This is a genomic window from Stenotrophomonas sp. YJH_SMC_36, from assembly GCF_059369935.1.
This window is the reverse complement of record NZ_JCAFTD010000010.1, coordinates 23215-45283: the sequence shown is the minus strand read 5'-3', so window position 1 is coordinate 45283 and position 22069 is coordinate 23215. Positions and strand designations below refer to the sequence as shown.

General features: G+C 67.2%; 20 protein-coding genes. 17 read left to right on the top strand and 3 right to left on the bottom strand.

From position 1 onward, the window contains the following. Positions 1-48: 48 nt before the first annotated feature. Positions 49-987 (bottom strand): carbohydrate kinase family protein, encoded by a 939-nt coding sequence (locus AC5P76_RS17695; RefSeq protein ID WP_053519641.1) that lies wholly within the window; start codon positions 985-987, stop codon positions 49-51. 283 nt (positions 988-1270) lie between these two features. Here AC5P76_RS17695 and AC5P76_RS17690 point away from each other — a divergent pair, with 283 nt between their 5' ends. The 9 genes from AC5P76_RS17690 to AC5P76_RS17650 all read left to right on the top strand — a co-directional run bounded on the left by AC5P76_RS17690 (position 1271) and on the right by AC5P76_RS17650 (position 11429). Continuing rightward, on the top strand, positions 1271-2317 hold the full coding sequence (locus tag AC5P76_RS17690; RefSeq protein ID WP_005411077.1) for a rod shape-determining protein: 1047 nt from the start codon (positions 1271-1273) through the stop codon (positions 2315-2317). A gap of 121 nt (positions 2318-2438) precedes the next feature. Continuing rightward, entirely contained in the window at positions 2439-3506 is a 1068-nt protein-coding gene (gene mreC / locus AC5P76_RS17685) for a rod shape-determining protein MreC (protein ID WP_253120114.1), read from the top strand. Beyond that, the gene (gene mreD, locus AC5P76_RS17680) at positions 3503-3988 is read left to right on the top strand and encodes a rod shape-determining protein MreD (protein ID WP_053519639.1); all 486 of its coding nucleotides are present in this window, start codon (positions 3503-3505) and stop codon (positions 3986-3988) included. Before mreC ends, mreD begins: the two co-directional genes overlap by 4 nt. A gap of 3 nt (positions 3989-3991) precedes the next feature. Continuing rightward, positions 3992-6070, top strand: coding sequence for a penicillin-binding protein 2 (gene mrdA, locus AC5P76_RS17675; RefSeq protein WP_065175165.1), 2079 nt, complete (start codon positions 3992-3994; stop codon positions 6068-6070). Then, positions 6067-7179, top strand: a complete 1113-nt coding sequence (rodA, locus tag AC5P76_RS17670) for a rod shape-determining protein RodA (RefSeq protein WP_053519637.1) — start codon at positions 6067-6069, stop codon at positions 7177-7179. Before mrdA ends, rodA begins: the two co-directional genes overlap by 4 nt. Before the next feature lie 105 nt (positions 7180-7284). After that, positions 7285-7473, top strand: a complete 189-nt coding sequence (locus tag AC5P76_RS17665) for a hypothetical protein (RefSeq protein ID WP_253120111.1) — start codon at positions 7285-7287, stop codon at positions 7471-7473. Between the two features lie 235 nt (positions 7474-7708). Further along, positions 7709-8854, top strand: a complete 1146-nt coding sequence (gene mltB / locus AC5P76_RS17660) for a lytic murein transglycosylase B (RefSeq protein WP_065175164.1) — start codon at positions 7709-7711, stop codon at positions 8852-8854. Then, positions 8851-10113, top strand: coding sequence for a septal ring lytic transglycosylase RlpA family protein (locus tag AC5P76_RS17655; RefSeq protein ID WP_253120110.1), 1263 nt, complete (start codon positions 8851-8853; stop codon positions 10111-10113). The genes mltB and AC5P76_RS17655 overlap by 4 nt, the downstream gene beginning before the upstream one ends. Before the next feature lie 98 nt (positions 10114-10211). Continuing rightward, complete coding sequence (locus tag AC5P76_RS17650) at positions 10212-11429, top strand: D-alanyl-D-alanine carboxypeptidase family protein (RefSeq protein WP_053519634.1); 1218 nt, start codon at positions 10212-10214, stop codon at positions 11427-11429. Between the two features lie 95 nt (positions 11430-11524). Here the strand turns inward: AC5P76_RS17650 and AC5P76_RS17645 are convergent, their stop codons facing one another. Beyond that, on the bottom strand, positions 11525-12583 hold the full coding sequence (locus AC5P76_RS17645) for a lipid A deacylase LpxR family protein (protein WP_495222799.1): 1059 nt from the start codon (positions 12581-12583) through the stop codon (positions 11525-11527). A 276-nt stretch (positions 12584-12859) separates the two neighbouring features. Here AC5P76_RS17645 and AC5P76_RS17640 point away from each other — a divergent pair, with 276 nt between their 5' ends. The 7 genes from AC5P76_RS17640 (at position 12860) to gnd (ending at position 20281) form a co-directional block, all read left to right on the top strand. Then, on the top strand, positions 12860-13138 hold the full coding sequence (locus tag AC5P76_RS17640) for a YbeD family protein (RefSeq protein ID WP_053519645.1): 279 nt from the start codon (positions 12860-12862) through the stop codon (positions 13136-13138). Further along, a complete protein-coding gene (gene lipB, locus AC5P76_RS17635) occupies positions 13126-13836 on the top strand; it encodes a lipoyl(octanoyl) transferase LipB (protein WP_053519632.1) in 711 nt (236 codons plus the stop codon). The genes AC5P76_RS17640 and lipB overlap by 13 nt, the downstream gene beginning before the upstream one ends. 18 nt (positions 13837-13854) lie before the next feature. After that, on the top strand, positions 13855-14865 hold the full coding sequence (gene lipA, locus AC5P76_RS17630; RefSeq protein ID WP_065175161.1) for a lipoyl synthase: 1011 nt from the start codon (positions 13855-13857) through the stop codon (positions 14863-14865). A 269-nt stretch (positions 14866-15134) separates the two neighbouring features. Next, positions 15135-17312, top strand: a complete 2178-nt coding sequence (locus AC5P76_RS17625; protein WP_053519630.1) for a carboxy terminal-processing peptidase — start codon at positions 15135-15137, stop codon at positions 17310-17312. 194 nt (positions 17313-17506) lie between these two features. Then, positions 17507-18109, top strand: coding sequence for a DUF2242 domain-containing protein (locus AC5P76_RS17620; protein ID WP_053519316.1), 603 nt, complete (start codon positions 17507-17509; stop codon positions 18107-18109). A gap of 17 nt (positions 18110-18126) precedes the next feature. Continuing rightward, positions 18127-19365, top strand: a complete 1239-nt coding sequence (locus AC5P76_RS17615; RefSeq protein WP_065181762.1) for a hypothetical protein — start codon at positions 18127-18129, stop codon at positions 19363-19365. A gap of 10 nt (positions 19366-19375) precedes the next feature. Next, entirely contained in the window at positions 19376-20281 is a 906-nt protein-coding gene (gene gnd / locus AC5P76_RS17610; RefSeq protein ID WP_053519312.1) for a phosphogluconate dehydrogenase (NAD(+)-dependent, decarboxylating), read from the top strand. Positions 20282-20337: 56 nt separating this feature from the next. On the opposite strand, the gene AC5P76_RS17605 is transcribed toward gnd, so the two are convergent. After that, positions 20338-21381: an oxidoreductase gene (locus AC5P76_RS17605; protein WP_253120104.1), complete on the bottom strand. Its 1044-nt coding sequence runs from the start codon at positions 21379-21381 to the stop codon at positions 20338-20340. A gap of 172 nt (positions 21382-21553) precedes the next feature. On the opposite strand from AC5P76_RS17605, the gene AC5P76_RS17600 reads away from it, so the two are divergent. Continuing rightward, a complete protein-coding gene (locus AC5P76_RS17600; protein ID WP_053519307.1) occupies positions 21554-21940 on the top strand; it encodes a BON domain-containing protein in 387 nt (128 codons plus the stop codon). The last annotated feature ends 129 nt before the right edge of the window (positions 21941-22069 follow it).

The window sequence follows — 22069 nt, the reverse complement described above, 5'->3', positions numbered from 1 at the left end:
TGTCGACCCAGGTCGACACCCACCGAGCAGATGCGCGGGCAGTTCGGTTTACGCGCCCAGCGCGTAACCGAACTGCTGCTTGAACTGCTCGTTGAACTCATCGAAGGTGAAGCGCTGGTTCTGGGTGCCCGGGTGCTCGACCTTCAGTGCGCCCATCAGGTTGCCCATGCGGCCGATGGTCAGCCAGTCGTAGCCCTTCTGGATGCCGTAGATCAGGCCCGCGCGGAAGGCATCGCCGCAGCCGGTCGGATCGACCACACGGCGCTCGTGCGCCGGCGGGATGTCGTAGCTCTTGTCCGGCGTGTGGATGACCGCGCCCTTCGGGCCACGGGTGGTGATGTAGGCCTGCACGCGGCTGACGATTTCTTTCTCGTCCCAGCCGGTGCGTTCCTGCAGCAGGTTCGACTCGTAGTCGTTGACCACCACGTAGTCGGCCTGCTCGATGAACTGGCGCAGCTCCGGTCCGTTGAACAGCGGCATGGCCTGGCCCGGGTCGAAGATGAACGGGATGCCGTCCTCGTGGAACTCCAGCGCGTTCTGGATCATGCCTTCGCGGCCGTCCGGGCCGACCAGGCCCAGGGTCACGCCCGGCACGCCACGCACGTGGTTCTCGTAGGAACGCATCATCGCGCCCGGGTGGAAGGCGGTGATCTGGTTGTTGTCGTGGTCGGTGGTGATGAACGCCTGCGGGGTGAACAGCTCATCGATCACGCGCACGCGCGACAGGTCGATGCCCAGGCCATCGAAGTACTCGCGGTACGGGCCGAAGTCCGAGCCGACCGTGCCCATCGGGATCGGGTGGCCCCCCAGCAGATGCAGGTTGTAGGCGATGTTGCCGGCGCAGCCGCCGAACTCGCGGCGCATCCGCGGGACCAGGAACGACACGTTCAGGATGTGCACCTTGTCCGGCAGGATGTGATTCTTGAACTGGTCCGGAAACACCATGATGGTGTCGAAGGCAAGAGAACCACAGATCAGAGCGGACATCGATGTAAGCCTATGCGGTGAATTTTGGGGTGGGCCTGCCCGCTTCGACGGGCAAGCAAACGGCGCCCTTGGGCGCCCGACGGCGCAAAGGTTACCCGCTGGTGCCGCTCAGGGCCAGAAGCGGGTGATGCCGGATCAGGCCCAAAGCCTGTGAAGACGCGGGTTCAGCTGGATTTTTCCTTGCTCGGCGGCAGGCGGGTTGCTAGGCTTGTCGGCCTCGATTTCTGCCCATTTTTTCGCCATCCCGCGGCGGGCACGACACCCCTCAGGACTCCTTCCTCAGATGTTCAAGAAACTCCGTGGCATGTTCTCCAATGACCTGTCCATCGACCTGGGCACGGCCAACACCCTCATCTACGTGCGCGGGCAGGGGATCGTGCTGAATGAGCCTTCGGTCGTGGCCGTGCGCCAGGACCGTGCCATCGGTGGCACCCGCTCGGTGGCAGCCGTCGGTGCCGAGGCCAAGCAGATGCTGGGCCGTACCCCGGGCCACATCACCACCATCCGCCCGATGAAGGATGGCGTCATCGCCGACTTCACCTATACCGAGGCGATGCTCAAGCACTTCATCAAGAAGGTGCACAAGTCCCGCGTGCTGCGCCCGAGTCCGCGCGTGCTGGTCTGTGTGCCGGCCGGCTCGACCCAGGTCGAGCGTCGTGCGATCAAGGAATCGGCCGAGGAAGCCGGTGCCCGTGACGTGTACCTGATCGAAGAGCCGATGGCCGCTGCGATCGGCGCCGGCATGCCGGTCACCGAAGCCCGTGGCTCGATGGTCATCGATATCGGCGGTGGCACCACCGAAGTGGCGGTCATCTCCCTCAACGGCATCGTCTATTCGGCCTCCGTCCGCATCGGTGGCGACCGCTTCGACGAGTCGATCACCAACTACGTGCGCCGCAACCACGGCATGCTGATCGGTGAAGCCACGGCCGAGCGCATCAAGGTGGAGCTGGGCTGTGCCTACCCGCAGGCAGAGGTGCAGGAGCTGGAGATTTCCGGCCGCAACCTCGCCGAGGGCGTGCCGAAGATGATCAAGATCAGCTCCAACGAAGTGCTCGAAGCCCTGCACGAACCCCTGTCGGGCATCGTCAGCGCGGTCAAGCTGGCCCTGGAGCAGACGCCGCCGGAACTGTGCGCCGACGTCGCCGAGCGCGGCATCGTGCTGACCGGTGGTGGCGCCCTGCTGCGCGACCTGGATCGCCTGATCTCCGAGGAGACCGGCCTGCACGTGCAGGTGGCCGACGATCCGCTGACCTGCGTGGCCCGCGGCGGTGGTCGTGCGCTGGAGCTGGTCGACATGCACGGCAACGAGTTCTTTGCGCCGGAATAAGCTGTCCCGGCCGTTCCTGCCCGCAGCGCCCCTCCGGGGTGCGGCCCGTCGCGTTGGCGGGCCGGCACCGGCGGGGCGTCCGCGTGTTTCCCCTCCGCCTTCTGCCAGTTGAATCGTTGCCGTGCCGCCCTACGCCGGTCCTCCCGTTGCTTCCCGATCCGGTGATGCCGCCAGCCCGCTGCGGCTGCTGGCCTATCTCGCGCTGGCCATCACCCTGATCGTCCTCGACGACCAGGCCGGCTGGCTGGCGCGCCTGCGTGAACAGGCCAACACCCTGGTGCAGCCGGTCTGGGCCCTGGCAGGCCTGCCGGGCAAGCTGGGCAGCCAGGTCAAGGACAACGCGGCCAGCCACAGCCAGCTGGTCAGCGAGAACCGCGAGCTGCGCAACCAGCTGCTGCTGGCCAACGCCCGCCTGACCCGTCTGCAGACCGCTGCGCTGGACAATGCCCAGCTGCGCGAACTGTTGAACGTGGCCGAGCGCAGCGGCCTGGACGTGCAGTTGGCGCCGATCCTCGATATCGACCTGGACCCGGTGAAACAGCGTCTGGTACTCGACGCAGGCAGCCGCGAGGGAGTGCATGTCGGCCAGGCGGTGATCGACGCCGGTGGGCTGATGGGCCAGGTGATCAGCGTTACCGGCGGCACCTCCACCGTGCTGCTGCTGACCGACCCCGACCATGCCGTGCCGGTGACCGTGGCCCGCAACGGTGTCCGCCTGATCGTCTACGGTCGCGGCGATACGCTGGAACTGCGCGACATCCCGCTCAGTGCCGGGGTGGAAGTGGGCGATGAGATCGTCACCTCCGGTCTCGGTGGCCGTTTCCCGGCCGGTTTCCCGGTCGGCACCATCACCGCGCTGCGCCCGGATGACACCCATGCCTTCCTGGTCGGTGAGCTGAAGCCGGCCGCACAGCTCGACCGCGGCCGCGATGTGCTGCTGCTGCGCCCGGGCGCAGCGATCCGCATCCCGCCGGAAGTACGCCTGCAGCTGGAGGACACCGCGCCGGGCGGGCCAGCCAATGCGGCTACCGTGCCGGTCCCGGCACCGCCGGCAGCAGCACCGGCAGCAGCACCGGCAGACACCCGCGCAGGGCAGCCGTCGGCGCCGGCCGTCACTCCGGCGTCTTCGACCGCCCCGGATCCGCAGCCGGCAACCGGACCGGCCGCCGCCGCAGAGGTCCAGCGATGAGCCGCCTGCGCGACAATCCCTGGGTGCTGCCGGCCAGTCTGGTGGTGGCCCTGCTGCTGGGCCTGCTGCCGTTGCCGGCCCTGCTGCAGCCGCTGCGCCCGTACTGGCTGGCGCTGGTGCTGGCGTACTGGGTGATCGAAACGCCCGAGCGCGTTGGTCTCGGCATCGCATTCGCCAGTGGCGTTGTCGCCGACCTGCTGTATGGCGGGGTGCTGGGTGAACAAGCGCTGCGCCTGGTGATGCTGGCCTTCATCCTGCAGCGCTTCCGCGCCCGCATCCGCTTCTTCCCGATGTCCCAGCAGATGCTCGCCATTGGTGGCCTGCTGTTCAACGACCGCATCGTCAGCGCGCTGGTGCACATCGTGGTGGATGAGCCGACGCTGCCGTGGTCGTACTGGTGGGCGCCGCTGCTGGGCATGGGTCTGTGGCCGCTGGTATTCGTGCTGCTGGACGCGGTGCGTTTCGGCAAACGCGGGCGTTGAGCCATGATTCCGCGCCGCCAGGTCAAGAACCCGCACGCCGAAGCCGAGCAGTTCCGCCGTCGTGCGGCGCTGGGTTTCCTGGGGGTGCTGGTCTGCCTGCTCGGGCTGGGCGGCTGGTACTTCAAGCTGCAGGTGCTGGACCACGACATCTACGCCACCCGTTCGGAAGCCAACCGCATCAAGCCGCGGCCGGTGGTGCCGGGGCGCGGCATGATCTACGACCGCAACGGCCGCCTGCTGGCCGAGAACGTGCCGGCTTTCCGCCTGGACGTGACCCCGGACAAGGTCAAGGACATGGATGCCACGCTGGAAGGACTGGCAAAGATCATCGAGATCAGTCCGGAAGAGCTGGAGGCGTTCAACAAGTCGCGCAAGGCGCGCCGGAAGTTCCTGCCGGTCACGCTCAAGCTGCGCATGACCGACGATGAGATGGCACGCTTCGCCGTCGATCGCTGGCGCTTCCCGGGTGTCGAGCTGGAGCCCTACCTGACCCGTCGTTATCCGTACGGCGATCTGTTCGCGCATATCATCGGCTACGTCGGTCGTGTCGATGACAAGGATCTGGAGATCCTTGGCGAGGGCAATGCCGCGTTGACCCACATCGGCAAGTCGGGCCTGGAGCGTTATTACGAGCAGCAGCTGCGCGGCAAGGTCGGTTACGAGCAGGTGGAGACCAACGTGCAGGGCCGTGCGATCCGCACCATCGGCCGCGTTGCCGCGCAGTCCGGTGTCGACCTGCGCCTGTCGATCGACGCCGACCTGCAGCGGGCGATGGTTGCCGCCTTCGGCGACCAGGAAGGCTCGGCGGTCGCGATGGACCCGCGCACGGGCGAGGTCCTGGCGATGGTCAGCCTGCCATCGTACGACCCGAACCTGTTCGTCAACGGCATCTCCCACGCCGATTTCAAAGCGTTGAACGACAATCCATCGCGCCCGCAGTTCAACCGCCTTGTACTGGGCGGTGTGGCCCCCGGCTCGACGCTCAAGCCGCTGATCGCACTGGCCGGTCTGGACGCCGGTGTGCGCCGCCCGGAAGACAAGATCCTGTCCACCGGCATGTTCTACCTGCCCGGCACCAGCCGCGGCTGGGGCGATGCCAACCGTGGCGGCCATGGCTGGACCGACCTGCGCAAGTCGATCTCAAATTCGGTCAATACCTATTACTACCGGCTGGCGCTGGACCTGGGCATCGAGCGTTTCGACCATTACATGGACTATTACGGTTTCGGCCAGCCGACCGGCATCGACCTGACCGGCGAGATCGGCGGCATCCTGCCGTCACCGGCGTACAAGCGGAAGACCCGCAAGGAAGCGTGGTACCCCGGCGATACGGTCAACATCAGCATCGGCCAGGGCGACTGGAAGGTCACTCCGCTGCAGCTGGCGCGGGGCGTCAGCGGTCTGGCCAGCGGGCAGCTGCGCACGCCGCACCTGGTCATCCAGCAGCGCGAAGGGTTCGACAGCGAGTGGACCGGGGTGCCGGCACGCGACAGCAAGCCGGTCAGCCCCAATCCGAACAACGTGCAGGCCGTGCGCGAAGGCATGATGGCGACCATGCAGCCCGGCGGCAGCGGCTGGCGGGTGGCGGTCGGGGCGCCGTACGTGATGGCCGGCAAGACCGGCACCGCGCAGGTGGTCAGCCGCCGTGGCACGGCAGCGGTGAATCCCAAGAGCCTGCCGATGCACCTGCGCCACCGTGCGCTGTTCGTTGGCTTCGCGCCGGCTGATCAGCCGGTGATCGCATTGGCGATCGCGGTGGAAGGCGGCGGTTACGGCGGCTCGGCAGCTGCGCCGATCGCACGCAAGGTGTTCGATGCCTGGCTGCTGGGCAAGATGCCCGATGGCATCCAGCCGCTGGACAGTGAACGCGGCACCACCGCCATCGGTGCGACCGCTTTCGACAACGAGGACGTGGGCGCCCGCCAGGCGGGGGATGCTGCCGCCGCACAGGTCGGTGAGCATCCGGTGCTGATCGGCGCTGCGGTCCCGCAGCCCCAGCCGCAGCCGGGAACACCCGCTGCGCCGGCACCGGCACTGCCTGCCGCGCCGCGTCCACCGGCGGCTGCGGAGGCGACGCGATGAAGGCCTTCCTGCGATGGGCCGGGGACATGCTGCGGCGCTTTTTCAGCACGCTGGACTGGGTGCTGTGCCTTGCCCTGGGCGCGCTGATGATGATCGGCCTGGCCACGCTGAAGAGTGCAGGCGGCGACAGCCTGGTAATGGCGCAGGGCGCCCGCTTCGCCGTGGGCATGGCCGCGCTGTGGGCCATCTCGCGGGTACCGATCCTGCGCATCCGTTCGGCGACGCCGATGATCTACGCGATCTCGATGATCCCGTTGCTGGCGGTGTTCGTGCTCGGTACCGGCAAATACGGCCGGCAGTGGCTGGACCTGAAGTTCTTCTACCTGCAGCCGGCTGAACTGCTGAAGGTGAGCCTGCCGATGATGGTGGCCTGGTACCTGCACCGGGTGCCCTTGCCACCACGCATCAATACGGTGCTGGTGTCGCTGGTCATCATCGGCGTGCCGACCGGTCTGGTGATGCTGCAGCCGGACTTCGGCACGGGCGTGCTGATCGCCGCCAGCGGCGTGTTCGTGCTGCTGCTGGCCGGGTTGCCATGGTGGTGGGTGGGGCTGGGCGTGGGCGGCGTGGCCGCGGTTGCGCCGCTGGCCTGGTTCTGGCTGCTGCGGCCCTACCAGAAGGACCGCATCATGATGTTCCTCGACCCGGAAATGGATGCGCTGGGCGCGGGCTGGAACATCATCCAGTCGAAGATCGCGATCGGTTCCGGCGGGTTCGACGGCAAGGGCTGGGGCGAAGGCTCGCAGTCGCACCTGAACTTCATTCCCGAGCAGACCACCGACTTTGCATTCTCGGTGTTGAGCGAGGAATTCGGCTGGATCGGCGTGGCCGTCGTGCTGGCGCTGTACCTGGTGGTGATCGGGCGCTGCCTGTGGATTGCCAGCCAGTCGCGCGACTCCTATTCGCGGCTGCTGGCCGGTGCCACCGGCCTGGCGTTCTTCGTCTACGTGCTGGTCAATGGCGGAATGATCTCGGGTCTGTTGCCGGTGGTGGGCGTGCCGATGCCGTTGATCAGCTATGGCGGTACGTCGGCCGTCTCGCTGCTGGCCGGTTTCGGGCTGGTGATGGCGGTGCGCAGCCACAATCCCGTGCACGGCGGCTACGGCTAGCACCTCCGGGAGCGCGCGGCCGACGCGGGTTGCTGCACCTCTGCGGTTTCGGGCAAGGCCGGGGCCGTCCAACGCTTGCGCAACGCCCTTCATGGAAGCGTTCCCATGACGACGCGCAACAGCAGGTCCGCCGACCAAAGCCCTAAAAAAACGTTATCTAGTTCACACTTTTACGCTGCGTTGATTTTGATCAATGGACTTGTCGCAATCGGCCTGCAAAATGGCGGCCCGTTCGGCACGGCGCGCCGTCTATCGTTGCAGCGCGAGGGGGCGTCGGGCGGGAAGCAGTACTGATCCAACGGATACAGGGCGCGCGGGGTACTGCCACTGGGGAGCGGCAGCCGCGCGCGTATCGACCGGATCCGGTCGCCGGTTGCGTCTGCGGGGATGGGGACGCAACCGGCAACCTCTCAACTGAATACGATGGATCGCTCACATCGTTTTCACAATTTCGACTGCTTGCAAGCAAATCGTTTTGATTCATGGTGTTAGGGGTTTTAATTCATCCATGACCTGCTAACCTGCGACGATGATTCGACGCACTCTGGCCTGCATGCTTACCCTCGGCCTGGTCGCCTGCGCGACCCAGCCGACATCTCCACCGTCTTCACCGCAGGCCAGCAGTACGCCGCGCCATCCGGCCACCAAGCCCAAGGGACCGGCCGAGGCCGCGCCGGAAGCCACCGCCGCCACCGCGCCGCCGGTCGATCTCACGCCGGTTCCATTCGAGACCGCGCGCGCCACCTTCATCGCCGATACCGCCAAGCGTTACGGACTCCAGCCCGACGAGATCCGTCGCGTGCTCGACCAGGCGCAGGTGCGCCAGCCGATCATCGCCGCGATGTCGCGCCCTGCCGAACGGGTCAAACCCTGGAACGAATACCGGCCGATGTTCATCAGCAAGGCGCGCATCGAGGGGGGCCGTGCCTTCCTCGCCGAACACCGCGCCGAGCTGGATCGCGTGCAGCAGCGCACCGGTGTTCCGGCCGAGGTGATCGTGGCGATCATCGGCGTGGAGACCAGCTATGGCAGGAATGCCGGCAACCACCGCGTGCTCGATGCGCTGTACACGCTGGCCTTCTACTACCCGCGCAGCGGCGATCCGGAGAAGCTGGAACGCGAGGTGCGCCGCGAGCTGTTCTTCCGTGATGAACTGGCCAAGCTGTTTGAACTGGGCCGCGAGGAGAAACTCGACATCACCACGCTCAAGGGCAGCTATGCCGGTGCGATGGGCATGGGCCAGTTCATGCCGTCCAGCTACCTGGACTATGCCGTGGATGGCAACGGCGACGGTCGCCGTGACCTGTTCAACAGCTACGACGACGTGTTTTCCTCCATTGCCAACTACTTCGTGAAGAAGGGAGGCTGGGTCCGGGGCGGGCAGGTGGCCGTGCCGGCGACACTCGCTCCGGGGCGCGAGGAATTCAATCCGACCGAGTGGGCACCGACCTGGTCGCTAGCCGATCTGGCCCAGCGTGGCTATCAGCCTGCCGCACCGGTACAGCCGGGTGCGACGGCCACTCCGGTTACGCTCGAGGGCAGCACCGGCAAGCAGTACTGGCTGGGCTTCCAGAACTACTACGCGATCACCCGCTACAACCTCTCGAAGATGTATGCGATGGCCGTGTTCCAGTTGTCGCAGGCCATTGCCGGACAGGAGCTGCCCCCGGCATGAACATCAGATGGCTGGTCCCTGGATTGATCGTCCTCGCGCTGGCCGCCTGCAGCAGCGCGCCGAAGAAGCCGGCCACCGCCGGCCACGGTGGGACGCCTTCCGGTACGGTGGTGCAGGGCAGGGGCACGCGCCCGGCGCATTGTCCGGAGGGATCGCCCTATGCGGCGGCCAAGGAAGACCCGAACACGCGGGGCAACTACACCGCCGGCGGCCTGTACCGGCCGGGCGTGAAAGACAGCACGCCGAGCTACATTCCGAACGTGGCCTGCATTCCCGAGCCGGAAGTGACGGCTGAAACACGTTCGGCCATCGGCAACAAGTCGCCGTACGTGGTGCTGGGCAAGTCGTACAAGGTGCTCGACGATACCCGCGATTATGTCGAGCGCGGTACGGCGTCGTACTACGGCGCCAAGTTCCATGGCCGCCTGACCTCGAACCGGGAGGTCTACGACATGTACCAGTTCACCGCTGCGCACAAGACGCTGCCGCTGCCCAGCTTCGCCCGCGTGACCAATCTGGACAACGGCGAGTCGGTGATCGTGCGGGTCAATGACCGGGGCCCGTTCCACGATGGCCGCGTGGTCGATCTGAGCTATGCCGCTGCGGTACGCCTGGGCATCACCCAGCGCGGAACCGGCAATGTGGAGGTGCGCGCGCTGCAGCCGGGTGAGGGCAATCTGCTGGCGCAGAAGCCGTCGCGCCGCGAGCGCCGGGCGGCCGAAGCCGCCGCCGCTGCCGGTGCGGCGACGACGATGGCGAGCACTGTCGCCACGCGCCCGGCGGCCGACAGCGACATCGACCGCCTGGTCAAACGTCTGCCTGCCGATGCGGTGCCGACGCGGGGCCAGCCGGCCACCACGCAGGCGGTGGTCAGCACGCCGCCGGACGTGGCGGTCAGCAGCCTGCCGCCGAGTGCAGTGGGCGTCCGCACTGCGGCACCTGCCGCTGCGCCGGCGAGAGTCGCCGCCACGGCGCCGCGCGCTTCCGCGGCACCGGCCAGCAGCCCCACGCTGTCGCAGCAGGTGGTGGGTGCGGTGATGGTGCAGGTGGCCAGCTTCTCCAACCGTGACAATGCCAATCGTGCGATGGGCCAGCTCAATGCGGCCGGCATCGTCGGCGCGACCATCAGCGACATCGCCGCCGGTGGCCGCACGCTCTTCCGTCTGCGCGTACCCGCCAGCGACCATGCCAGTGCCGCGGAACTTGTCGGCCGCATCGCCGGTCTGGGCCTTGGATCGCCGCAGATCGTCAAGGATTGATCCCGCCCGGGTCGGTGCTGCCGGCCCGGGCCCCCCCGGCCTACAATGGCCATTCTGTTCCCCCTCCATTCCCGGCCGTCCCTGGAGCCCGCTGTCCAATGAATTTCCGTTCCGCCGCCACCGCCCTGGCCGCCACCCTGGTGGTGGGCCTGGCTTCTGCCCAGACGCCGCTGCCGACCCCGGCCGCACCCGCACCTGCCGCCGCTGCGGCTCCGGCCACCGTGGCCACGCCACCGGCCCCGGTGCCGAGCGTGTCCAAGGCCTGGATCCTGATGGACTACGCCACCGGCCAGGTGCTGGCGGGCGAGAACATCCACGAGCAGCTGGCGCCGGCCAGCATCACCAAGGTGATGACCTCCTACGTGATCGCCGCTGAGGTCAAGAACGGCAAGGTCCGTGCGGATGACCAGGTGATGATGAGCGAGCGCGCCTGGCGCGAAGGCGGTGCGGGTACCGACGGCAGCTACAGCGGCTTCCCGGTGAACCAGACCGCGCGCCTGGAAGACATGGAAAAGGGCATGGCCATCCAGTCCGGCAACGATGCCGCGATCGCCCTGGCCGAGCACGTGGCGGGCAGCGAGGAAGCCTTCGCCTCGCTGATGAACAGCTACGCCGCCAAGATCGGCATGAAGAACTCGCACTTCGTCAACGCCCACGGCCTGACCGCCGCGGGCCACCACAGCACCGCCTATGACCTGGCGCTGCTGGGCCGGGCGATGGTGCGTGATTACCCGGAAACCTACGCGTACAACAAGATCAAGGAATTCCAGGTCGGCAACATCAAGCAGCCCAACCGCAACCTGCTGTTGTGGCGCGACGGCAGTGTCGATGGCATCAAGACCGGGCACACCTCCGAGGCGGGCTACTGCCTGATGAGCTCGGCGCAGCGCGGCGACCAGCGCCTGATCGCGGTGGTGCTGGGCGGCGCCTCCGAGAAGCAGCGCGCCGATGACAGCCTGGCGCTGTTGAACTGGGGCTTCCGCTTCTTCGAAACGCACCGCCTGTATGAGCCGGGCAAGGCCGTCGCCGAGCACAAGGTGTGGAAGGGCACCAGTGACAAGGTGCAGCTGGGCGTGGCCCAGCCGATGCTGGTCAGCGTGCCGCGTGGCCGTTACAACGACCTGAAGCCGAGCATCGATGTGCCCAAGACCCTGGAAGCGCCGTTCACGGCCGGCCAGCAGATCGGCACGGTGAAGGTGAGCCTGGATGGCAAGGTGGTGGCCGAAGCGCCGCTGGTGGCGGTGGCTGCCGTCGAGCAGGCCGGTTTCTTCAAGCGCCTGTGGGACAGCTTCTGGATGTGGTGGGAATCGGAATGATGCGCAGCGCCGTGCGCTGACATGAAAAGGAAAAGGCCGGCGCATGCCGGCCTTTTCCGTTGCAGCCAATGTGCGGACCAGATGTCCGCACTGTTCTAGAGCGAACGGCTGATGGTGAAGCTGCCGAACACCGGTGCCTCGCGCTGGCCGTTGAACTCGCGGGTGCTGTGGTAGCGCGCCGCCGCGAACTTCCAACGACCGCGCATCACCGCGATTCCGTAGCCGCCGTAGGCCACGATGTGGCGCTTGTCGACGCTGTGGCTGTTGCGGAAGGTGTTGCCATCCAGGGTGATGTCGCGGATCACCCAGGCGACATCGCTGGTGGCGAACAGGTGCCATGACCAGCCGCTCGGCCTGCCACCGCGGGTCGGCGCGGTGTTCTCGCCGGCAGGACGCAGCGGCGTGCTGCCGAAGTCATCCGGCAGTTTCCAGCCGAAGCGCACCTCGCCACCGATGTTGGCCTTGGTCGCCAGGTTGCCGACCGAGCCGCCGTAGTGGCTGATCGCGTCCCAGCCCCAGCCGCCCGCGTTGATGCTGGCGTCGCCCGGCCAACGACGCATCCGCTCATGGGTCAGCATCACCAGCGGCTCGTTGTGCAGCTGGTTGTCCCAGCCTTGGAACTTCTCGTCGCCCAGCACCTCATGCACAGCGTTCTGCACCTGCTTGCCCTGGGCCCACGGACCGACAACGCCCAGCGTCAGCTGGGTGGTCTGCAGCCGATCACCACTGCGCGCGTTGTAGCCGAAGCTGGCGATCAGCACGCCCGCGTAGGGGCGGTCATCCTTGATCAGGTCCTTCCGGGTGAAGTCGGTCGGGGTGAAGATGCCCTGGGCGATGCTGAAGATCATGTTCTGCTGTTCGAACCGGCCCGGGTGCAGGCGCTCCAGATAGCCGTTGACCCAGCGCGCCAGCCGCGGCAGGCAGGGATCGTCGGTGTAATCGACGAGGTTCGGTGATACGAAGGTCAGTTCGGCGCCGTTGGTATACCCCTGGTCCTGGTGGCGGCCGCCGAACAGGTCGTTGTCAACGCGGAAATTGATCTGCGGCGGGTGCTCGCGCATCGCATCGGGGCCGCATTGTTCGGCGGCCTGCGCGGCAAGGGGGAGGGCGGCGGCCAGGAGGCCGGACAGCCCGAAGGCTGCGACGCTACGCATGGATGGAATGCTCATGGGGAAAGGGGTGGTCGTCTGTCGTTATATGCAACGACACGGTACCCCGGCCCGCGTGACGGTACGAGCGCGTCCCGGTCACTTGTCTGTTCCGAAAACGACATTGTCTCGTGACGACAACCGGCGCCGGGGGGGGCTTGTCGCGCGCCCGCGGCAGGAAGCTGAATGGAAATTCAGGTGCAACGCAGCGGCCTGCCGGTGTCCGTGTTGACCTGGATGAATACTCTTGGGTTTGTTGCCCTGCGGCCCGATAATGGGTCCATGGAAATCAAGTCCGACAACCCCGACCACGGCTTCCAGTTCCCCGGCCAGTTCGAGCTCAGCGCCATGGGCCCGGCCAACCGCGGCCTGGAGCATGAGCTTCCCCGACTGCTGCAGGCCGAAGGCCTCGACGTCGTGAACGAGCGCATCAGCTGGAAGCATTCGTCCAATGGCAAGTACGTGTCGGTCCGGCTGGTGTTCAAGGCCGAGACCCGCGAACAGTACGACGCCGCCCATCGGGCGCTGCGCGATCACCCGGAAGTGAAGTGGACGCTGTAGCCGACAGCTGCCCGGCCGACGCCGCTCCGGAAAACCGCCCGCCGCGTCCGGCGCTGGTGCGCGACCTTGGCCGCCAGGCCTATGAGCCGGTCTGGCGGGCGATGCAGCGCTTCACCGATCAGCGCGCTGACGAGACGACCGACGAGCTGTGGGTGGTGGAACACGATCCGGTGTTCACCCTCGGCCAGGCCGGCAAGGACGAGCATGTGCTGGCGCCGGGGGCGATCCCGGTGCTGCACGTGGACCGCGGCGGCCAGGTCACCTACCACGGGCCGGGGCAGATCGTGATCTACCCGCTGCTGCGCCTGCCGCGCCTGGGCATCGGCGTGCGCGACTACGTGTGCCGCATCGAGCAGGCCATCATCGATACGTTGGCCGAATGGAACATCGGTGCCGAACGCCGCGAAGGTGCCCCGGGCGTCTACGTTGGCAATGCCAAGATTGCCGCGCTGGGCATCCGCGTGCGCCGTGGCTGCACCTTCCATGGCCTGGCCTTCAACGTGGCCATGGACCTGGAACCCTTCCACCGCATCAACCCCTGTGGTTATCAGGGGCTGCAGGTGACCTCGGTGGTAGACTTGGGCGGGCCGTCCGGGATGGATGCCGTCAAGACGGTGCTGCTGGAACAGCTGGCCCGCCAGTTCGGCCTGCGGCTGCAGCACGTGCCCGAACTGCCTGATCTCTCTGCGGCCGCGTGACCGCTCCCCGGAACTGCCATGACTGAAACCACTGCCCGCACCATTCCCCTGCAGATCGTGCAGGGCGACATTCCGACCGCCGCACCGTTGCAGGCCGGCGTCAAGCAGCTGGGCGGGGACAAGATCAACCGTTCGCCGGTTCAGTTCGCCGATGCACCGGTGCTGCGCAAGCCCTCCTGGATCCGCGTGCGCATTCCCTCGGGCAATGCGGTCCAGAACCTGAAGGCCAAGCTGCGCGAGAACCGCCTGGTGACGGTCTGCGAGGAAGCCAGCTGCCCGAACATCCATGAGTGCTTCGGCCACGGTACGGCGACCTTCATGATCCTGGGCGAGGTCTGCACCCGCCGCTGCTCGTTCTGCGACGTCGCCCACGGCCGGCCCAAGCCGCCGGATGCCAACGAGCCGGCCAGCCTCGGCCAGACGGTGGCCGACATGGGCCTGAAGTATGTGGTGGTGACCAGTGTCGACCGCGATGACCTGCGCGACGGCGGTGCCCAGCACTTCGTCGACTGCATCACCGCCATCCGTGAGAAGTCGCCGGGTACCCGCATCGAAGTGCTGACCCCGGACTTCCGCGGCAAGGGCCGCATGGAGCGCGCGCTGGACATCCTCGCGCAGAACCCGCCGGACGTGTTCAACCACAACATCGAGACCGTGCCGGACCTGTACCGCAACGTGCGCCCGGGCGCGGACTACCAGTGGTCGCTGACGCTGCTGAAGAACTTCAAGGCCCAGCACCCGCAGGTGCCGACCAAGAGCGGCATCATGCTGGGTCTGGGCGAGGACTTCGAGCAGATCAAGGCGACGATGCGTGACCTGCGTGCCCACGACGTGGACATGATCACCATCGGCCAGTACCTGCAGCCGACCGCGCACCACCACCCGGTGCTGAAGTACTGGACGCCCGAGGATTACAAGGCGCTGGAAGACTACGGCTATGAGCTGGGCTTCAGCCACGTCGCCTCCGGCCCCATGGTGCGCTCTTCGTACCACGCCGACGTGCAGGCCAAGGGCGCCGGAGTCTCCTGACCGGTAGCGCCGGGCCATGCCCGGCGGTTCTTTCCCGCTGCGCTCGTCGGGCATGGCCCGGCGCTACCGATGGGCGTGCCTACCACCTTGGTGGGCGCGGACCATTGGTCCGCACGCCTTCGCCTGCATTCACAATTTGCTACACCGGCCCCGCTAGGCTGGTTTTCCACCGGATGCGGACGGGTGACAAACCCGGCAACTTTCGGCACTGTCGTGATGTCTGAACACCACGCAGTCTCCCCCTTGGCAAGGCGCCTTCGAGCACGTTCATGAAATTCAAAGCCCCCGCATTCCTGATGGCCCTGGCGCTGGTAGCGCCGCTGGCGCTGTCGGCCAAGGCCGATTCGCCGGCGCTGCCGGCTGCGGCGACCGCCGATCAGGTGACCACCTCCAAGCTGGTGTACGGCCTGTTGTCCGACAGCCGGTACGCCTACCGTCCGCGTGCGCTCGATGAAGCCACCTCCAAGGATGTGTTCAAGCGTTACCTGGAGACCCTGGACGGCGGCAAGCAGTACTTCACCCAGGCCGATGTGGCGCGCTTCGCACCCTTCGAGGCGAACATCGCCAATGCCATCCGTGGCGGTGAACTTGAGCCGGCCTTCCAGGTCTTCGCGGTGTACAAGCAGCGCGTAGGCGAGCGCGTGGCCTACGCACGCAAGCTGCTCAGGCAGGAGCCGGACTTCACCACCGACGAGCGCTTTGAGTACGACCGCAAGAAGGTGCCGTGGGCGGCCAGCAATGCCGAGCTGGATGAACTGTGGCGCAAGTCGGTCAAGAATGACTGGCTGCGCCTGAAGCTGGCCGGCAAGAAGCCGGACGACATCCGCAAGACGCTCGACAAGCGCTACGCGACGCTGGAGAAGTCGGTCAACGAGCTGAAGGGCGAGGATGTCTTCCAGTTCTTCCTCAACGCCTACACCAGTGCGGTCGATCCGCACACCGACTACTTCACTCCGCGTACCGCCGAGAACTTCAACCAGGCGATGTCGCTGTCGCTGGAAGGCATCGGTGCGCAGTTGCAGCGCCAGGACGACATGGTGGTGATCCGCGAGATCATCGCCGGCGGACCGGCCTCCGTGGATGGCACCCTGAAGCCGGGTGACCGCATCGTCGGCGTCGGCCAGGGCAAGTCCGGCGTGGTCGAGGATGTGATCGGCTGGCGCATCGACGACGTCGTGGCCAAGATCCGCGGTGCCAAGGATACCCAGGTCAAGCTGGAGTTCATCCCGGCCGAGGAGGGCGCCGATGGCAAGCATCACACCCTGGTCCTGACCCGGCAGAAGGTGCGCCTGGCCGAGCAGGCCGCCAAGGGTGAAACCATGACCATTCCGGCCGCCAACGGCGAGCCGGCACGGAAGATCGGCGTGATCAAGCTGCCGACCTTCTACCAGGACTTCGAGGGCCGTCGCCGCAATGCCGCCGATTACGCGTCGGCCACGCGCGATGTGGCCAAGCTGCTGGCGGGCTTCAAGAACGACAAGCTCGACGGCGTGGTGCTGGACCTGCGCAACAACGGTGGTGGCTCGCTGGACGAGGCGATCGAACTGACCGGGCTGTTCATCGAACAGGGCCCCGTGGTGCAGGTGCGTGAATCGGGCGGCCGCATCACCGTCAACAGCGACCGCAATCAGGGCGTGGCATGGGACGGCCCGCTGGCCGTGCTGGTCAACCGTGGTTCGGCCTCGGCGTCGGAAATCTTCGCCGGTGCCATCCAGGACTACGGCCGCGGCCTGGTGATCGGCGAGACCACCTTCGGCAAGGGCACCGTGCAGAACATCGTCGACCTTGATCGCTGGCCGAGCGGCGAAACGCAGCGCTTCGGCCAGGTCAAGCTGACCATCGCCCAGTTCTTCCGCATCAGCGGCAGCAGCACCCAGCACAAGGGCGTGGTGCCGGACCTGGCGTTCCCCGCCAGCGTCGATGCCACCGAGTTCGGCGAAAGCACCTACGACAATGCCCTGCCGTGGACCCGCATCGCCGCGGTGCCGCATACGCAGTACGGCAACTTCGCGCCGCTGCTGCCGAAGCTGGAAACCCGCCACGAGGCACGCATCGCCACCGACAAGGAATTCGTGTGGTGGAACGAGGATGTCGAGCAGTTCCGTGCCGAAGCGGCGAAGAAGTATGTCTCGCTCAATGAAGCGACGCGTCGTGCCGAGCGGGAACGCCAGGACACCCAGCGCAAGGAGCGCCAGATCATGCGCAAGGAGCTGGGCCTGGCCCTGGATCCGCTGGCCGATGACAGCAGCGATGACGGCCTGACCGGCAACGAGCGCGATATCGTCAAGGATGCCGCCCGTGAGAAGGCCGCCGAGAAGCGACCGGACCCGCTGCTGCGTGAATCCGCTGCGATCCTGGCCGATGCGGTGAATCTGCTGGCCAATGATCGCCCGCTGTCGGCGCAGGTGCTGCCGCAGTCCACCGGGGCCGGTCGCTGGGCCGACTGAGCCACGCGTGACATTAAGTACCCCACGGGGCCGGCAATGCCGGCCCCGTCTGCGTTGACGGGCAGCGCCGGGTCATGCCCGGCGCTGCCGGTGCATGAACCGGGAGCAACAGCGTGTGCCGCCAGCGGTGCTGTCGACCTGCCGCACACGGGGGCGGGACTACCCTAGCAGCTACCTTTCTCGCAGGAGTTCCCATGCGGGTCTCCCCTCTGTGCAGCGTTGCCGTCGGTATTGCCAGTGCCCTGATCCTGTCGGCCTGCGGTGGCCGCGCCGCCGACAGCACCGTGCTGCGCGAGTCCTTCGATTCCGGCGACACCTTCTCCCGGACGGTCGACAGCCGCCCGGCCGATGCCTGTGAAGCGGCGCGACGGGCCCTGCTCAGCCAGGGCTATGCGATCGCCCGCGTCGATGACGCGCAGGTGGAGGGGAGCAAGAACTTCCAGCCACGCGAGGACGATCACGAGCAACTGGTACTCCGCATCTCCTGCGCGCCGCGTGGCAGCCAGTCGCTGGTGTTCGTCAGCGCGGTGCAGGACCGCTATGCGTTGAAGAAGAGCCCGACCTCGGCCAGCGTGGGCGTGGGCGCGCTGGGTTCGGTATCGCTGCCGTTCGGCAGCAATGACGATTCCCTGGTGAAGGTCGCCAGCAGCACCATCACCGATGCCGACTTCTACCGCCGGTTCTTCCAGCGCCTGCAGCAGTACCTGCCGGCCGCCCCCGGTGAGGCGCCGCCGGTTCCGGAACGGCTGCCCGCTCCCCCCGTATCGGAGCCGGCGGCGGCGACGGATCAGGGTTGAGCGTGCGGCGTGGGTTGATGGTCATGGCCCTGCTGCTGGCTTCGCCGGCAGGCAGCGCGGCGGCGGCCGCGGACTGTACGCAGGGCCTGCTGCAGCGGCTGGGCTGGCGGTTTGAAGTGGCTGCGGTCAGTGCGCCGCAGATCCAGGGTGGCCCGGTGTGCACCCGGGCATCGCTGGCCGAGGCGCAGGCCGCAGGTGATCTGCGTGTGCGATGGCCGCAGACGCTGGACGGGGCGCAGCGCGAGGCGCTGCTGCAGCAGCTGCTGGAGGATCCTGCCACGGTCTGTGCCTATGCCTTCGAACTGGGCGCGGCGACCCGGCGGGCCGCCACGTCGCTGCAGGGCAACCCGCAGTTCCGCTTCTCCGGCGCACAGCTGGGCTGGATCGGCTTCGGGATGCAGGGCGCACGGGCGCAGGGGTGGCAACGCGTGCGCAGCTTCGGCCGCGGCTACGTTCCCGTGGATGGCAACAGCCGCGCGCTGCAGGCGTTCTACGGCGGTGCGGTGCGTGCCGAATGCGGTGTCGGCCGCCAGGTCGCGCAGCTGGCAACGCAGCGTGAGCTGTATGGCGATGCTGCGTTCGACGCGGAGTTCACCGCAGGCGAACTGTCGATCGGCACCTTCATCGCGCTGCACGGCACCGACAGTGTCCTGCTCGGTGCGCATGCGGGCGACTTCCTTGCCGACGGCAAAGCCGTGCGCACCTCGGTGAGGGGACGTCAGGCCTTCGCGGGCCTGCCCGGCTTCATCGAACACGTGTACGACAAGAGCACGCTGGACGATCTGAGCAACCAGGCCGAGAACTTCGTCGTGGTCGACGTCGGGCCGGATGCCGCACAGGCGCTTGCCCGCCACGGAGGCCTGGCCTGGTACGACCAGCGCAATGCCGAGCTGTGGCAACTGGCGCAGGGGCTGCCGCGGGTGGGGCGGCGCTATTTCGAGCGGCTCCTGTTCGAACGCGACCCCGGACTGCGGGCGCGCCTTCCAGCGCGCTACCACGCCCGCCTGGCACGCATGGACCAGGTGCTGGACGATCCGTTCTACCAGCAGTTCGTGATCTACGTGCATCCGCGCGGTATACGTCCCATCGGCTACCACATCGCCCGGCTGCTCGACCGCAATCCACGAACGCCGTTTTCGATCGACCTGGCGGTGCACAATCTGCATACCACGCTCTACCGGCGTTGGCGCGAGGCGCAGCTGCGCCACTGTGCGTCAACCGGCAGGCCAGGCAGCCTGACCCTAGACCCCAACTGAAGGTGAAACAATGGATATTGCAATGATCGGCCTTGGCCGCATGGGCGCCAACATGGCCCAGCGCCTGCATCGCGGCGGCCACCGCGTGGTCGGCTACGACCCGGGCGAAGGCGCCCGCCAGCGCGCCGCGGAGGCCGGCATCGAAGTAGTCGATTCGCTGGCCGCCGCGGTCGCCGCGCTGCCGGTGCCGCGCGTGCTGTGGTTGATGGTGCCGGCGGGCGAAACGGTCGACCAGACGCTCGGCCAGCTGACCCCGCACCTGGCCGAGGGTGACATCGTCATTGACGGCGGAAACTCCAATTACCAGGACTCGATCCGCCGCGCCAAGGCGCTGGCCGAGGACGACCTGGGCTACGTCGACTGCGGCACCAGCGGCGGCATCTGGGGCCTGCAGGAGGGCTACAGCCTGATGGTCGGCGGTGAGGCGAAGGTGGTGGAGCAGGTTGCGCCGCTGCTGCGCACACTGGCGCCGGCGGAGGATCGGGGTTGGGCACGCGTCGGTCCTCCCGGTGCGGGCCATTTCACCAAGATGGTCCACAACGGCATCGAGTACGGAATGATGCAGGCCTACGCCGAAGGCTTCGCACTGATGGAACGCAAGCAGGACATGGAGCTGGACCTGGCGCAGGTTGCCGAGGTCTGGCGCCATGGCAGCGTGGTGCGTTCGTGGTTGCTGGACCTGAGTGCCGAGGCGCTCAAGCGCAATCCGTCGCTGGATGGCATCGCCCCCTACGTGGAGGATTCCGGTGAAGGCCGCTGGACCGTGGCCGAAGCGATCGCGCTGGATGTGCCGGCGCCGGTGATCACGCTCTCGCTGCTGGAACGCCTGCGGTCGCGCGAGTCGAATTCGTTCACTGACCGCCTGCTGGCGGCGATGCGCAACGAGTTCGGTGGGCATGCGATCAAGAAGTCGTAAGCGCCAGGACCGGAGCCCTTCGGCGCTGCCGTGGGGTTCCGGGCCGCGGACCGCGATCAGTTCAGTGCGATGCGCCGGGCCTCGCAAGCGCTGTCCCTGCCAGCCTGCAGCAAGCGCATTACCTGCAGCGCCTGCAATGGGCTGACCGTGGGTTCACCGTCACCCTGCATCGCCGCAGCGAACTGGGCATACAGGCGGCGATAGTCGCCCGGCAGGTTGTCGACCGTGCTGCGTTGCACGTTGTCCTCGGCATCGCAGTACACCCGCTCGCCGTGACGCGGGTCGATGCCCCAGCCCGGCGCGCCCGGCGCAACGCCGCGGCGCAGCTGTGCTTCCTGTACGTCCAGGCCCTGCTTGATCCAGCTGGCGCGGCTGCCGTGCACGGCGAACCGAGGCGTCGGTGCCGCCACCAGCGAACCGGCATGGAGGATCGCGCGGTGCCTCGGGTAATGCAGCACCGCATGGAAGTAATCGATGCCGCTGCCGCCTTCGCGCTGCACCGCCAGGTCCGCGTCGATCGCCTGCGGCCAGCCGAACAGCACCAGCATCTGATCCAGCAGATGCGGTGCAAGGTCGTACCACAGGCCACTGCCAGGCCCCTCCTGCTCCCGCCAGCGCTCGCGCACGTGCGGGCGGTAGCGATCGAAATGCGCATGGCATTCGGCGACTTCGCCGAGCGCACCTTCGGCCAGCAAGGCCTGCAGCGTCAGGAAATCGGCGTCGAAACGGCGATTCTGGAACACCGTGACGATGCGGTCTGCATCGCGCGCCGCCGCCAGCACGGCTTCGGCTTCGGCCACGTCCAGTGCGAAGGGTTTGTCCACCAGCACATGCTTGCCTGCGGCCAGCGCTGCCATCGCCAATGGTGCGTGCTGGTCATTCGGCGTGGCAATCACCACCGCGTCCACCGCCGGATCGTCGAATACGTCCTGGGGTGCCGCGCGCACGTGTACATCGCTGAACGTGCGCAGCAGCAGGTCGCGCTGCGAACTGACCACGCTGTGCAGGGTCAGTCCCGGCGTGTGCTGGATCAGCGGCGCGTGGAAAACGCGGCCGGCAAGGCCGTACCCGATCAGGGCCAGTTGCAGGTCAGGGCGCATGGCAGTGCTCCGCGCAGATCAGGCATGCAGGGTAAACGACGGGGGCCAGGATCCAAAGCTGAACGGTTGCGTTGAAAACCGGCGCGATTCACGGCGGCGTGACCGTAGCGCCACGCCTGCTGCACGGCGCTGCGGCCACACTGGCCCCACATTCCGCAGGAGGTAACACACGATGAACAACCCGACCCGTACGCTGATTGCTTCGGCCCTCACCCTGGGCCTGGCGCTGTCCTCCTCGGCTGCATTCGCCAAGGATCCGGCAGCCAAGAGTCCGCCTGCCACCGACCATTCGGCGATGACCCACGCCGATCGCCACGACTCCAACGAGCCGGTGACCGACACCTGGATCACCACCAAGGTGAAGGCCGACCTGCTTGCCAGCAGCAATGTGCCGGGCACCGAGGTCAAGGTGGAAACCGTGAATGGCGTCGTCAGCCTCAGCGGCACGGTGGCGACCCAGGCCGAGCATGACAAGGCCGTCACCACGGCCAAGGGCATCAAGGGCGTCACCCGCGTTGACGCCAGCGCGCTGAAGGTCAACGCGGCGGCCAAGCGCTGATCCCGTGCGCCGCCCCGCCGGGGCGCCGCAGTACAGCTGCATGACGGTGGAGCCGGGCCAGCCCCGGCTCCACCCATGGTGTTTTCTGGAGCGTTCAGCTGCCGGGGCCAGACGTTCCAGAGGTGTGAC

What these genes read in the sequence shown, in the direction of transcription:
- AC5P76_RS17600 (WP_053519307.1), top strand. Translation starts at nt 21,554, where the DNA reads ATGAACAACCCGACCCGTACGCTGATTGCTTCGGCCCTCACCCTGGGC.
- gnd (WP_053519312.1), top strand. Translation starts at nt 19,376, where the DNA reads ATGGATATTGCAATGATCGGCCTTGGCCGCATGGGCGCCAACATGGCC.
- mreD (WP_053519639.1), top strand. Translation starts at nt 3,503, where the DNA reads ATGAGCCGCCTGCGCGACAATCCCTGGGTGCTGCCGGCCAGTCTGGTG.
- rodA (WP_053519637.1), top strand. Translation starts at nt 6,067, where the DNA reads ATGAAGGCCTTCCTGCGATGGGCCGGGGACATGCTGCGGCGCTTTTTC.
- AC5P76_RS17640 (WP_053519645.1), top strand. Translation starts at nt 12,860, where the DNA reads ATGGAAATCAAGTCCGACAACCCCGACCACGGCTTCCAGTTCCCCGGC.
- AC5P76_RS17665 (WP_253120111.1), top strand. Translation starts at nt 7,285, where the DNA reads ATGACGACGCGCAACAGCAGGTCCGCCGACCAAAGCCCTAAAAAAACG.
- AC5P76_RS17650 (WP_053519634.1), top strand. Translation starts at nt 10,212, where the DNA reads ATGAATTTCCGTTCCGCCGCCACCGCCCTGGCCGCCACCCTGGTGGTG.
- AC5P76_RS17645 (WP_495222799.1), bottom strand. Translation starts at nt 12,583, where the DNA reads ATGCGTAGCGTCGCAGCCTTCGGGCTGTCCGGCCTCCTGGCCGCCGCC.
- AC5P76_RS17690 (WP_005411077.1), top strand. Translation starts at nt 1,271, where the DNA reads ATGTTCAAGAAACTCCGTGGCATGTTCTCCAATGACCTGTCCATCGAC.
- AC5P76_RS17695 (WP_053519641.1), bottom strand. Translation starts at nt 987, where the DNA reads ATGTCCGCTCTGATCTGTGGTTCTCTTGCCTTCGACACCATCATGGTG.
- AC5P76_RS17625 (WP_053519630.1), top strand. Translation starts at nt 15,135, where the DNA reads ATGAAATTCAAAGCCCCCGCATTCCTGATGGCCCTGGCGCTGGTAGCG.
- AC5P76_RS17615 (WP_065181762.1), top strand. Translation starts at nt 18,127, where the DNA reads ATGGTCATGGCCCTGCTGCTGGCTTCGCCGGCAGGCAGCGCGGCGGCG.
- mltB (WP_065175164.1), top strand. Translation starts at nt 7,709, where the DNA reads ATGATTCGACGCACTCTGGCCTGCATGCTTACCCTCGGCCTGGTCGCC.
- AC5P76_RS17655 (WP_253120110.1), top strand. Translation starts at nt 8,851, where the DNA reads ATGAACATCAGATGGCTGGTCCCTGGATTGATCGTCCTCGCGCTGGCC.
- mrdA (WP_065175165.1), top strand. Translation starts at nt 3,992, where the DNA reads ATGATTCCGCGCCGCCAGGTCAAGAACCCGCACGCCGAAGCCGAGCAG.
- lipA (WP_065175161.1), top strand. Translation starts at nt 13,855, where the DNA reads ATGACTGAAACCACTGCCCGCACCATTCCCCTGCAGATCGTGCAGGGC.
- AC5P76_RS17605 (WP_253120104.1), bottom strand. Translation starts at nt 21,381, where the DNA reads ATGCGCCCTGACCTGCAACTGGCCCTGATCGGGTACGGCCTTGCCGGC.
- AC5P76_RS17620 (WP_053519316.1), top strand. Translation starts at nt 17,507, where the DNA reads ATGCGGGTCTCCCCTCTGTGCAGCGTTGCCGTCGGTATTGCCAGTGCC.